We start from the raw sequence: 12,962 nt of genomic DNA, 5'->3' as shown, positions 1-12,962 counted from the left end.
GTTAAAACCGGGGCGAAGTTGCTGAACCGTATGTATGAGCAAAACATGAACGATATTATTAGTGACGCTAAAGAGGAAAACTATGCTGTATTTTCTTGACGGTCTGAATCCCGACGAGGCGGATAAGAGTGCTCTTCACACTTCCTGTCCTGATGGACAAGAATGGCAAGCGCTGCTCGACCAGTTTATCCCCCATGCCGGTGAGGAAGAACTGCTCGAACTGGAAACCAGTATTGCTGGTGACCCTGTCACTTATTGTCAGCACGAGTTAAACAAGCCAGTACACGAATTGGCGGAGCTTGAAAAACAGTTTACTTCGGTGATTATTCCTGAACTTCCGGTTGATAGCGGGACATACGTCCGGCATTTGAGCGAAGACGTGCTTAATCATGTCGTGCCCGTATCCTCACCAACATTTGTTGGTCACATGACGTCGGCTTTGCCTAAGCACTTACCTGCGCTTGGCAAAATCCTGACAGCTCTCAACCAGAATCTGGTCAAACTGGAAACATCGCATGTTTTAACCGCGCTGGAGCGTCAAGTGCTGGGTATGATGCACAAATTGGTATACAACCGCGACGACGATTTCTATCAACAGTGGCTCCATAACGGCAATCATGCGCTGGCAACCTTTTGTTCTGGGGGAACGCTGGCTAATTTGACTGCCATGTGGGCATGCCGAAACCAGCTTATGCCAGCCAATGGCGATTTTGCCGGCCTTGCCCGTGAAGGTTTAGCCAGAGGACTCATTCATTATGGTTATAACGGACTCGCGATTCTGGTTTCGGAATTGGGACACTATTCACTGAAAAAAACCGTGGATGTGCTCGGTTTGGGACAAGATGCGCTGGTAAAAGTCGCTACCGACAGAAATGGCCGGATCTGTATTGATGCCCTGCTCACGCAATTGCAGAATTTGCGTCAACGCAATATCAAGCCCATGGCTATTGTCGGGATAGCCGGTTCCACAGAAACCGGTTCTATCGATCCGCTGAATGTTCTGGCGGATATTGCTGAACAGGAACAGTGTCATTTTCATGTTGATGCCGCTTGGGGTGGAGCGAGTTTGTTGTCAGAACGCTATCGGCATTTATTCGATGGTATCGAACGTGCCGATACTGTGACGATTGATGCGCATAAACAAATGTATGTGCCAATGGGAGCCGGTGTGGTGCTGTTCCGTCAGCCTACCCTGACCGACGCCATTGCCCAGCATGCTAATTATATTGTCCGCAAGGACTCGAAAGATCTCGGACGCCATACTTTAGAAGGCTCACGCAGCGCGATGTCGCTTATGCTGCACAGTAACTTCCATCTGCTCGGCAGACGGGGATTCGCTCACCTGATAGATGCAAGCATCGAGAAAGCACGGCAATTTGCGGATCTCATCCGCCAGCAGGAAGATTTCGAGTTAATCAGCGAACCCCAACTTTGTCTTCTGACCTACCGATACGTGCCATCAATGGTGTTACAAGCATTACGCGAAGGCCCGGAATCGGCGAAACAAAAACTGCATGATATGCTTAATGCACTTAACCAAAACATTCAGGCTATGCAGTGGACTGCGGGAAAAACCTTTGTCTCCCGCACCTCTATCAACCCGGCGCAATGGAATCGACAACCAACAACCGTTTTGCGTGTTGTACTGGCAAATCCATTGACGACCCCGGAAATACTTGAAGATATGCTTGAGGAACAGCGACAGCTCGCGCTACAAAGCCCGTTCTGGCAAACGCTACAGGATTTGGTCAGTTAAGGGTATAAGGCTGAGGACAGAAAAAATAGCCGATGCTAACACTAAACATCGGCATAATAATGGTCAATTATTCTGTATAAAGCTCAGTATGAGAAAAACTGGTTCTGTCGCTTACAAGTGAGTGAAGAGGAACGGCGTTATGGCCATTATCTGCTGATCCGGCGTAACCGGGATGAGAAGCAGGAACTGGCCTACTATGTTGTCTATGCTCTTAAAGAGCAGGCCGATCTCAAGACGCTGATTCAGGTGGCCGGACATTGCTGGGAAATCGAAAGCGGTTTTGAGGAAACAAAAGGCGAGTGCGGTCTGGATCATTACGAAGTCCGGCAGTGGCAGAGTTGGTATCGGCATATTACGCTGTCATTATTGGCGCATGCGGTTCTGGCGGCTTTGCGGATACAGGAGAAAAAAACGCCGGCGGGACTGATAGCCCTGAGTGTAGCGGAACTGCGTAAGCTCCTGTCAAAACTGATGAGAAAAACAGGAGAAACCCTAAAGCAGATTTTATATTGGTCAACCTGGCGACGACGACATCAGTATCGCGCACAACAATGCCATTATCGTCGGCGAAATAGCCTTATGATTACAGAACGATTACGACTGTAGTACTAGCCCACGTTTTCTGGTCGACCGCTTCATGCCAACTTTTTTGGCAACACGGGCAATTAAACGCTGAATCTGGACTTGGTTCCCTTCAAGTTGGCATTTGACAGAATTTTCCGGTTTTTCAAGGCCTAGGCAAGCTTTGTCCACGTAACCTAGATCAATGTAAAGTGTGAACGATGCTCATTTGAACATCGGATGAAATGACGCTTTCTCACATTGACAGACTTCGCTAGTCAATGCTGCGGCGAGCGTTGCGGATCAATAAGGATCAGTTTTCCCCTGTAAATAAAAAAGACACAAAAAAAGATCCGTAATGTACCAAACCCTAAAAGCCGGAGGGCTTCGCCATTAGTAATAGGGGAGGGACTTGTCTCAAGGTATTCTAACCTCAGATTTGTTTAAAAATAGCAATATCAGTATCTCGTAAATTCAAGCTCGGTTTTTTCGGTTGGAATGTATAGCTAAATCACACTAATATGGCATAATATCCAGATCCAACATGACAAGGCATAAAGTGAAATGGGTTACAGTTTAGATTTTCGAAAAAGAGTCCTGGCTTACAAAGATAAACATTCGTTGACTTTCGAGCAAACGCGTGCCCATTTTGAGATTTCTATTCGTACCCTGTTCCGGTGGAGCCATAAAATAGAACCTTGCATGACGCGTGATAAGCCTCCCATGAAAATTCCTGATGAGGTGCTTATCGCGGATATCCAAAAATTTCCCGACGATTATCAGTGGGAAAGAGCAAAACGTTTAGGTGTCTCGCAGTCGGCTATTCATTACGCCTTGAAACGACTTCGGCTCACGCATAAAAAAAACGCTAGAACACCCTCGCGCTGACCCTCAGGCTCGTCAAGCGTTTGTCGAGCGGATCAATGGCTATGAACAGGCAGGCAAACCGATTGTTTACTTAGATGAAAGTGGTTTTGCTCAATCCATGCCACGTACACATGGGTATGCTGAAAAAGGACAGCGCTGTTTTGGTACACACGACTGGCATGCGAAAGGCCGTATTAACGTGATTGGGGCCATTCTCAACAATAGCTCCCGCACGGTGCCGTGATAGTCATGGATAATGCGTCTTTCCACAAAAGAAATGACACGATACAAGCGATAGTTGATAGCGAATGTCAACTGGAATGGCTTCCTGCTTATAGCCCTGATTTGAATCCGATAGAACACAAATGGGGTGGAGCAAAAGCAATAAGAAGACAAAAGAGATGTTCAGTTGATGAGCTGTTTACAGAGCATATTGAATATGCCATGTTATGCTGATTTTGCTATATCTGGACGGGCGGGACGAAGCAATACCTAGCCGCATCTTTCGCCCCCATGTCAGCGAGATCATTAAATTCTGTCGGCGCAGCAAAGGGGGACGGCAATATCTCGAAATAGAAGCCGCCCTTGACCCCTACGAGAAAAGGCAAGGGGCAAAGAACCATACGCGAGGCCGAAGCCGAAGGACTGATCAGCAATTACCGTACCATCTCCTATGAAGATACGGGGCGTTTGGTAATGGTTGAAATCGAACTCCCGCAATGGATTTACCGTGAGGTCGTCGAGTCGAAAAACCCGCATGTTGAGAACGTTGATCAAGACCAATGACTTACCCGAATACATTCTGGTTGAAAAGAAGGGAATGGAAAGCCCGATTTTGTTCATGTACCATCGGGATCTCGATATGGAAACATTTCTGGCGGGAGTAAACGATATAACAATCCGACAGAAAACCGAAGAAGAACAGTGAAACGATTAACCGATTGACCGATTGACGTTTTCTCAAGCGTCTCTATATTCTCTAAATCGCGCTTTTTTATTTTAGATGGGTATTTAAAAACAAACTTGAGATTTACAGGCGCGAGCTGAACGACCAAAGCTATCACGAGGGCAAGCTTGAAAACCTCGTGCTCCATAAAGTGAATGCCGAAGTGCCAAAAACTTTAAGCTTCATGATCGAGGCCAGTTTGATTGATTATATCAAATGCCCTAAATTTTCAGGGAAGATATCCAAAAGCAAACTGGATTTTGTGTATCGGCAGAAGGCGGCGTATTAGGGGGCAGTTTTCCCTTAAGGGAAAACTGCTAAAGGCATTACCAAAGGTAACGCCTTTATTTTTGTTTTTGTGAGTGGATAATCATCAATACAGTTAATAGTAAATGATCTTTATTTACTAGTTAATAATATCATTGGTAATAGTAATATCTTCAATAGTGTTGCTATTCAGGTCAGTTACATTTACATGCACAGATTTCTTTTGTAGATAAGCATTTAAAAGTGACATATATACAGCCAATGAATAATTTCCTAAAGAGGAGTGATCAAAATCATATTTTAGTGTGAAATTTTTTGAGATAATTCCTAATTCTTGATTAGTGAGAGTAATTATTGCATTGTTATCTTTTACTTAAACATTTAATATTTTGCTCTTACTAAGAAGTATTGTTTCATGATTGCTATTCATATTCATAGTATAAATCTCCAGTTTTTAAATTTAGGATGTATTTATTGTTAATGAACATTTTCTCATTTAGGAATGAAGTCGTTTTTTTTAAAAAAACCTGCATTATCTTTCTATTGGGTTAAATGATATTTTTTGGGGAGGGATGTAAATTTCTAATTATGTAATTGATGTATCAATGAATATGTGTTTTTATTTATTGGTTTTTTAAATATTACATTTCATTATGTGTTATTTAATAATAAGTATTACCCAATTATATTAATAATTGGGTCTAATTTAGGACAACCACATGAATGATTAAATAGTATCCTGAGTGGACAATTCGGCCTGTAAGACTTGCTCCAGAAATTGGTTTTTCATTCATGCTATTTGCGTTTCATTCTTATACTTAATTTGGTGCTTTCTTGTTTCATCATATTTAGTGCTAGCAGTATCAATATCTGATAATTATCCTCGCGAAAGGTTACATCCAGTACTGTACCCAGTAGGAAATATTAATTGCGAGCCACTACAATTAAGGGGTCGGTTCCGGATGTCTACATGTAACGGCTTGCAATCGAAAACGGTCGGACTTGCATTTATCCGATTTTTTGGGATCGTATGAGAAAGATGACCATATCAAACCAAGGAAGGGTTACCGCGACCAACCGACGAATGACGGGTAAACAACTCCTTCTCTACCATGTGTCTTCCATTGCGCTTCATTAAGGAAAAAGGTCGTTCGGCCTTTGCTTTTTTTGGCGGTCAATGACCGCCACCCGCTCCCGCCCTCGGAAATCAAGGCAAACTTTCATGATCCATCGTCTTTTAAGGAAAGATACATTGCCGTAAAAGCGTATGATCGTAATTGAAGAAATACGATTATGCGTTTTTAAAGAAAACTCGCTCTGTTTTTTAAAAGCCTTGACATCCCTTTACATTCATCCTATCATTTTTCCTTGAAAACATCAAAACACCGAACAGACCATGATGAATGAAACAGAATTTCATGCCTTGAGGCCACGGCTCGGACGCTTGACCCCAAAAAACGTTGAGGTGGCAGAACAGGTGCTTGTGCACGGTCACGATCAAGCAAATGTTGCACGGACTTACGGCCTGACACGGCAGCGCGTGAATGAGATTGTTACGCGTGTCCTGACTGCGGCTTCTGAAATACCAACGGGTTGGCAACGCGTGGAAGTTTGGCTCCCGCCAGAGCTGGCAAGACAGGTTCGCCAGATGGAAACCGAGGCAAAAGCCACGCTCAAAAACAAGGCCAGTGAGGAGAAATGAACCATGTTGACACAAAGTGAAATTGAAGAACGCCAGCACCATGTTTCCAATGCCATAGCCAGCCAACGGCTTGAAGGCATTGAGCCAGACATTCAGACCCTTGAAGACCTGAACCGCTTCGCCTCTGGCGATCTTGAGCTTTCCGATGTACTGTTTCGATTGCAAGAAAGAACGCGACGTGTCGAAATACATAACTGAAGACGCCTACACCGATCCGAAAACGGGCGTTTTGTTAAACAGGCTCGGCCTGACCAATCAGGACGAACTCGACAAGGCCGAAGCCGCCTATGTGGCGACACGCTCTATCGAACTCGCCTATCGTCCGCTCACAATTTCAAGTGAATGTGCCTATACCCTTGAGCATCTGCAAGCCATTCATAAAAAACTGTTTGGTGACGTGTACGAATGGGCGGGACAGGTGCGCACCATCGACATTTCAAAGGGCAATACACGCTTTGCCCATCATGGAACCATCAAAAGGGAAGCGCAACGGCTCACGCGCCAACTGGCCGACGAGCATTATCTCAAGGGACTTGACAGGGAAGAATTTTCCCGCCGTGTCGGGTTCTACATGGGCGAATTGAACGTCTTGCATCCCTTCCGAGAAGGCAACGGGCGCACGTTGCGGGAATATGTTCGGCAACTGGCTCATGATGCAGGGTTTACGATACGCTGGGATCAAATCGACCCTGAAAACCTGATTGATGCCGCAATTCATGCCTATCACGGCCAGTCGTCTTTCTTGGCTCGTATCATTTATGAAAATTCATATTCAATTAGCGTGAGTCCATAAAAAATGGATTGCGAACCTAATATTTATTTTTTCAGTGTTGCTATTAGTTCTGTTAACTGTGTTCGTAATGTTTCTGTCTCACCTTTTAATCTTCCCATTTCCTCCAGAGATTTGCGGCAAGACGATAGAAGCCGTTGTGAACGAACTTGCAAAGGTTCTGTCGTATTAACAGAGAAAATCTGAGTCAATGTGGGATTGGTTGTATTTTATGCAGCTAATCGATAAAACGTCTCTGCCGGTAACAATGCCTTATCTTCTGATTGTGAGTATTGTCCTTTACGCAGCATCGAAACGAGTTCTATCCCCGCTAAAATCGTTTGGGCCCGGCGAAACGATTTAAAACCTAACATTGGCCATATCCGACGTTTGATATTGCGGTGATCTTGCTCCACTAAGTTGTTCAGATATTTACTCTGTCGGATAGTGATGGTTTCCTCTTTGGGTCTATCGGCGTTGAGCGTCGCCAGTGCAGTGGTATTCGCTCCACTTTTATCAAGGGTCACGACCTCAGGCTCACCGTGATGGCGGATCGCCTTGCGAAAGAAGCGCAACGCGGCGGGAGCATCCCGCTTAGCCGTCAGCAGGAAGCCGATAGTTTGCCCGGCCGTATCGACTGCTCGGTACAAATATTTCCATTGTCCTTTGATTTTGATATAGGTTTCGTCCATGCGCCAGCGACGACCCTCAAGACGTTTATGTCGACGAAAAGCTTTACCCAGCAATGGGGTAAGCCTGATAACCCAGCGATACAGAGTGGAATGGTCGACCTCAATACCGCGCTCAGTCATCATCTCTTCGAGATTGCGCAGGCTTAGCGCATAAAATAGGTACCAGCGGACACACTGAGCGATGATATCAACGGGATAATGTAAACGTTTGAAAGCTTTTCGAATTAAAGACACGGCTCACTCTGCAAAAGGTCACATATTACCTGATCTCCCTTTAATGCGACAGAACTCTATTTTTTCCTACAGCAATTATCTATAACCAGATTCTTTATAACTACATGATTTATAAACACTTATAACCACTTACTGCGCCTTAACCACCAAGCGAAAATGACTATCAATACAGATAAGAAAAGGCTGAATAAGCCGAACCCAAACTGATAGGTATTGCCGGGTATCCCACCCAGATTGACACCAAATAACCCTGTCAAAAAAGTTGTTGGCAAGAATATCATTGCTAACAGAGACATTATGTAAGAGCGACGATTCATGGCATCTGCCATCATAGATGCTATTTCATCCGCAAGAACCGCAGTCCGGGCGATACAACTATCAAGATCATCCAAACCTCGCCCCAAGCGATCGGCAATTTCCTGCATTAAGCGACGTTCTTCGTCACTCATCCACGGTAACCGCTCACTGGCTAAACGAATGAAAACATCACGTTGAGGTGCCATATATCGGCGCAGGACGATTAATTGTTTGCGCAGCAATACCAACTCCCCACGACCCGGCACTTTTTGCTCTAAAATATTATCCTCAAGTTCAATCAGGTTATCATGCAGCTCTTCGATAAAATCATTCACTTCATCAGTCATTGCTCCGGCGATTTCAACCAACCAATGACCCGTACTTTTTGCACCAACGCCGTTGTGTAAATCATCCAAAACTTGATCAATGGAATGAATTTTCCGATGACGACTGGAGATAATAATTCTGTCATTAACATAGATGCGGAACGAAACTAAATGATCAGGCCGCGCATTATCATTACGGTTCACCGATCTCAACGTAATCAAAGTGCCTTCACCCGTGCGCAGCATCTTCGGACGAATACTTTCATTCATTAATCCTTCCTTGACAGGAAGCGTTAACAACGTGGTATTCATCAGCCATTGATGGCTATCCTGATTTTTATAGTCAAGATGTTGCCAAAATGGCTGTTCTGTGGTGGCGAGTGAATTTTCCCCAAATGTCACCATCCCCCCTTTGCCATTCAACTGGCAGGAATAAATGGCATTTGAGCCTTTGAATACTGAGCCATAGATCGTTTCCACATCTGCTCCTTGTTCGTACTGATCTTTTGGTACTTAGTTTAGTGCTTGATGATATACATGTTATGACTATAGGCCACATCTTCAGGATTGGTGATCGGGTATCCTTTTAACCACGTTTTGATCAACCGACCATTGGTATATTGATAAATCGGAACAATGGGCGCTTGTTCTGCGATCATTTTTTCTGCCTGATTGTAATCGCGGTTCCTGATTACATCGTCAGTTTCATAACTTGCGCCTTTAAGCAACGCATCATAATCAGCATTGTGAAATTTCGCGATATTGCCACTGTGAGCGGATGTCAAAAGAGACAGGAAACTTGATGGTTCGTTATAATCCCCGGTCCAGGATGCCCTGACCACATCGAAATTACCCGTGTTACGGTTATCAACGTAGGTTTTCCACTCCTGATTAACTAATTTCACCTCCACGCCCAATTTTTTCTTCCATTCTGAGCTAATGGCGATCGCTATCCGCTGGTTGTTTTCCAGATTGTTATAAAGTAATGATATTTTTAATGGATTTTCAGGGCCATATCCGGCTGCTTTCAACAATGCCTTCGCCTGATTATCGAGTTCCTGTTGAGTGAATGTTTCCTGCCGGCTTTTCTCTGGCCGGAAGCCTGCCGTCACATCAGGGGTAAAACGCCATGCCGATTTTTCTCCCGTACCCACTACTTTTTTCGCAATCAAGTTCCTGTCTATTGCCATGGAAAGTGCTTGTCTCACCCGAACATCATTTGTTGGTGCCCGTTTTGTGTTAAAAGCATAGTAGTATGTTCCCAACTGATCCGGCGTGAAAACTTGTCCCGGAAGTTCCCGCAACAATTTCTGGTACATGTTCTTAGGGAAAGATTCCGTAATATCCAGATCTCCCGCCAGATAGCGTTTGGTTGCATGAGATTCCTGATTGATGGGCATAAAGGTAACTTTTGTCAGTACCGTATTTTTGTTATCCCAATAATAGGGGTTTGGCTTCAGGACAATTTTTTCATTCACAACCCGCCCCGTTAACATAAATGCACCATTACCAACCAAGTTCCCTACCCGGGTCCAATCATTGCCATATTTTTCGACGCTCTGCTTATTGACCGGATAGAGGCTAAAGTTGGTTGTCATGCAGGGAAAATAAGGCACAGGCCGATCCAGACTCACCTTTAACGTGTAAGGATCGATGGCTTCTACACCCAATTTTTCCGGCGGTAATTTTCCATCAATGATTTCTTGTGCATTCTGAATACCTGATAAGGCAGCAAACCAGGAAAAAGAAGAGGCATTGGCAGGATTGACCAATCTCTGCCAACTATAAACAAAATCAGAGGCTGTGACACTGTCACCATTAGACCAACGGGCATCATGACGAAGTGTAAATATCCATGTTTTGTTATCTGTTGTTTTCCAGTCAGTAGCAACGCCCGGAATGGTTTGACCATGAGCATCTTGATTTACCAGACCTTCAAACAGATCACGCAATATTTGTGCCTCAGTTAAACCGAAAGATTTTATCGGGTCTAGCGATGCAGGTTCATCTTTCAATTGACGAACCAATTCCTGCCGAGGGTCAAGTTGAGTGCCGGCAGGAACATGGGCGGCAGAAACAGAAAAAGAAAGCCCGGTCATCAGTAATACAGAGGAGAGTAACGAAAAACGATGCATGATTCTTTTGCCTTATGAGTCTAATAATTATCCTAAAAATATATTATAAGGCATTGTTAATTAACGGGAGCCTGAAGATTTCATGAATATTGTGTCTATTTTTGTGGGCAAGATCGCACTATTCCTTTACACTGGCGGTCCTTTACACTGACGGCGCAGTTTATTTTATAGAGGGAGAAAACCATGACACAAACAGTCAAGTTCCAAGGTAGTGATATCACCGTTAACGGAGATTTTCCACAAGCAGGCCAGACAGCGAAAGACTTCACTCTAGTTGCTAAAGATCTTGCCGATGTTGCATTGAGCCAATATGCAGGCAAACGTAAAGTGCTTAACATTTTCCCAAGCATCGATACCGGTGTTTGTGCCACATCTGTCCGTAAATTCAATCAACTTGCCAGTGAGTTGGACAATACTGTTATATTGTGCATTTCAGCAGATTTGCCTTTTGCTCAGTCTCGTTTCTGTGGTTCTGAAGGTTTGTCTAACGTTGTTACTCTTTCTACACTTCGTGGTGGAAAGTTTCAGGAAGATTACGGCGTTGCAATAACCGAAGGCCCATTGGGTGGTTTAACTGCACGTGCCGTTGTTATTTTGGATGAAAATAACCAAGTTATTTATAGTCAGTTAGTCGATGAAATCACTAATGAACCTGACTATGACAGTGCATTATCAGCATTAAAATAATTATTTTATTATTGATGATATTGCCTTTATTTTACGGCACAGCAAGATAGTTGTTTTATAATAAATTTTTATTTTCATGACGGCGGTGGGTTTACTCATTGTAAACCCATCGCCGCTAGTTTATTCAAATGTACCTGAACCACTCTCACCATATTACAAATAACCACCCCACGCCCGCTTAAACCACCTTTCACGAAAAAGTGGAAACCCTATCAGATGTGCCGAAAACGACCGTTTTTGACACATGAATAAAAACACCAACAAATCAATAGATTAAATGTTGGCGGTTATCGCATGAATAAGGTCATTACACCTACACAGTGTATTTAGCCAAGTCTTTAGGGGTTATTTTCTTGGACACATTGTCTTTATTAATAGATAAAACTATCTTTCCGTGTAATCCATCCAATGGATTATCACCTATTTTTTTTACTGTCAAAATTGCAGCTCTGTTTTTAACTCCAGAAAAGATGGAGTCATCTTCATTTTTAAGCCTATTAACATCCCTTGGAGAATACATATCGTTATTCATGACTTCTTTAGATATACCCTCAGGGAAATATAACTGACCTACAAAATAGAATTTATCTTCCTGTCTTTTTTGTACGTTCGCATTTCTTGCTGATAAATGAATATGTATGGCTCTTCCGGCATAAAAACCGGGGAAAATTGTGGTGAACCTGACTATGCCTTCTTTGTCTGTCCTTTGTGCCCCACGAAGAAATGTGCTTTCATCAGTTCTTGAAATCGTCCCTATATCACTAGATGGAGCCTCAAGGTCTGGGTTTATGTATTTCCAACCTGAATATTTTCCCATTGCATTACAATGCCATATATCAATAAGGGTATCATGTAAAGGTTTACAGGTTACAGAATCAATGACTTTCATTGTCAATAAAAGAGGTATTCCGGGTTCATCCTCTGTTATATTCCTTCTCAATAATTTGTTATTTATAAAATATGGCCCTGACATTTCCTCTGGGGTCATCTCGCAAACCCCTATATCAATATCACCCTCTTTCTTTGGTTGACTATGTGAAGAGGCGAAAACTCCTGCCGGAACCAGAGGTAATAATGAAAATATTGCACCAGTCACACTCGCCTTTTTCAGAAAAAGTCTTCTTTCATTTTTCATAAAGTGGCTCCTTATATATCATTTAATTATTGTATAGTAAATTGGTAAGCTATCGTTTAATCTGTGGATTCAGATAGTTAGTCGGTATCTAAATATATATAATTCCCTCTTCTTTAAATAGAATTAATTATGTATCGCATTGATATTAAATGAAATACATCTAATTAAGTATAATTTCATCATATATAACAAGGCACCGGAATAATAAATGTAGCGGCTCGCGGTTGAAATCCAGGTGACCTGTGAATGCGTAAGTACTCCAAGGTTCTTTATGTTATCCAACAACTAAGCATTTAATACATGACAAAAAATATTAGATGTAATTAGATAAATATTACTTGACCTCAAGTTAGCTTGAGATTTTAGGGTATATCCACTAACCCAATCGATTCAAAAATCAGGCGACTCAATCTATTTAAAAATTTGAATATGAGAATAATAATGTCATTGGAAATGGTTACAGCCTATCGTAAATCGAATGCACTATTTGCTTTTGTAGACAGCAAAGCACCATTATATTTAAGTACCCAAGATGGTAAAACAGTGGAACAACTTTCTCAGCTATGCCATGTTTATCAGGATAGATTC

The 12,962-nt window shown here is 43.0% G+C and carries 14 protein-coding genes and 1 pseudogene; 11 read left to right on the top strand and 4 right to left on the bottom strand.

Going from position 1 to position 12,962, the window contains the following annotated elements; genetic code table 11:
• The first annotated feature begins 82 nt into the window (after nt 1-82).
• The 10 genes and pseudogenes from panP (at nt 83) to AB204_RS11135 (ending at nt 6,892) form a co-directional block, all read left to right on the top strand.
• A complete protein-coding gene (gene panP / locus AB204_RS11175; protein ID WP_047963455.1) occupies nt 83-1,756 on the top strand; it encodes a pyridoxal-dependent aspartate 1-decarboxylase PanP in 1,674 nt (557 codons plus the stop codon).
• Nucleotides 1,757-1,906: 150 nt separating this feature from the next.
• A pseudogene (locus AB204_RS23490) lies at nt 1,907-2,176 on the top strand (IS701 family transposase); the annotation flags it as partial.
• A 705-nt stretch (nt 2,177-2,881) separates the two neighbouring features.
• On the top strand, nt 2,882-3,205 hold the full coding sequence (locus AB204_RS11165) for an IS630 transposase-related protein (protein WP_047963454.1): 324 nt from the start codon (nt 2,882-2,884) through the stop codon (nt 3,203-3,205).
• Nucleotides 3,174-3,428 (top strand): transposase, encoded by a 255-nt coding sequence (locus tag AB204_RS24120; protein ID WP_422645874.1) that lies wholly within the window; start codon nt 3,174-3,176, stop codon nt 3,426-3,428. Before AB204_RS11165 ends, AB204_RS24120 begins: the two co-directional genes overlap by 32 nt.
• A gap of 5 nt (nt 3,429-3,433) precedes the next feature.
• Entirely contained in the window at nt 3,434-3,640 is a 207-nt protein-coding gene (locus AB204_RS23485; RefSeq protein WP_235428073.1) for a transposase, read from the top strand.
• A 129-nt stretch (nt 3,641-3,769) separates the two neighbouring features.
• Nucleotides 3,770-3,970, top strand: coding sequence for a replication initiator protein A (locus AB204_RS23200; protein ID WP_047963453.1), 201 nt, complete (start codon nt 3,770-3,772; stop codon nt 3,968-3,970).
• On the top strand, nt 3,942-4,112 hold the full coding sequence (locus AB204_RS22765) for a hypothetical protein (protein WP_161796558.1): 171 nt from the start codon (nt 3,942-3,944) through the stop codon (nt 4,110-4,112). Before AB204_RS23200 ends, AB204_RS22765 begins: the two co-directional genes overlap by 29 nt.
• Before the next feature lie 1,681 nt (nt 4,113-5,793).
• Complete coding sequence (locus AB204_RS20855; protein ID WP_053067892.1) at nt 5,794-6,099, top strand: TrfB-related DNA-binding protein; 306 nt, start codon at nt 5,794-5,796, stop codon at nt 6,097-6,099.
• 3 nt (nt 6,100-6,102) lie between these two features.
• Nucleotides 6,103-6,297 (top strand): antitoxin VbhA family protein, encoded by a 195-nt coding sequence (locus tag AB204_RS11140; protein WP_047963451.1) that lies wholly within the window; start codon nt 6,103-6,105, stop codon nt 6,295-6,297.
• Nucleotides 6,278-6,892, top strand: coding sequence for a Fic/DOC family protein (locus AB204_RS11135; RefSeq protein WP_200898228.1), 615 nt, complete (start codon nt 6,278-6,280; stop codon nt 6,890-6,892). Before AB204_RS11140 ends, AB204_RS11135 begins: the two co-directional genes overlap by 20 nt.
• Before the next feature lie 206 nt (nt 6,893-7,098).
• Here AB204_RS11135 and AB204_RS11130 read toward each other — a convergent pair whose 3' ends face one another.
• The 3 genes from AB204_RS11130 to AB204_RS11120 all read right to left on the bottom strand — a co-directional run bounded on the left by AB204_RS11130 (nt 7,099) and on the right by AB204_RS11120 (nt 10,552).
• Complete coding sequence (locus tag AB204_RS11130; protein ID WP_047963449.1) at nt 7,099-7,794, bottom strand: IS6 family transposase; 696 nt, start codon at nt 7,792-7,794, stop codon at nt 7,099-7,101.
• 119 nt (nt 7,795-7,913) lie between these two features.
• Nucleotides 7,914-8,897, bottom strand: coding sequence for a zinc transporter ZntB (gene zntB / locus AB204_RS11125; RefSeq protein ID WP_047963448.1), 984 nt, complete (start codon nt 8,895-8,897; stop codon nt 7,914-7,916).
• 38 nt (nt 8,898-8,935) lie between these two features.
• On the bottom strand, nt 8,936-10,552 hold the full coding sequence (locus AB204_RS11120; RefSeq protein ID WP_047963447.1) for a peptide ABC transporter substrate-binding protein: 1,617 nt from the start codon (nt 10,550-10,552) through the stop codon (nt 8,936-8,938).
• Nucleotides 10,553-10,735: 183 nt separating this feature from the next.
• On the opposite strand from AB204_RS11120, the gene tpx reads away from it, so the two are divergent.
• The gene (tpx, locus tag AB204_RS11115; protein ID WP_047963446.1) at nt 10,736-11,239 is read left to right on the top strand and encodes a thiol peroxidase; all 504 of its coding nucleotides are present in this window, start codon (nt 10,736-10,738) and stop codon (nt 11,237-11,239) included.
• 313 nt (nt 11,240-11,552) lie between these two features.
• On the opposite strand, the gene AB204_RS11110 is transcribed toward tpx, so the two are convergent.
• Nucleotides 11,553-12,374 (bottom strand): intradiol ring-cleavage dioxygenase, encoded by an 822-nt coding sequence (locus tag AB204_RS11110; RefSeq protein WP_047963445.1) that lies wholly within the window; start codon nt 12,372-12,374, stop codon nt 11,553-11,555.
• Between the last annotated feature and the right edge of the window lie 588 nt (nt 12,375-12,962).

Source organism: Xenorhabdus khoisanae (genome assembly GCF_001037465.1).
GTDB classification, from domain to species: domain Bacteria; phylum Pseudomonadota; class Gammaproteobacteria; order Enterobacterales; family Enterobacteriaceae; genus Xenorhabdus; species Xenorhabdus khoisanae.
Note: the sequence above shows the minus strand (reverse complement) of the source record. Positions and strands in the feature narration are given on the sequence as shown.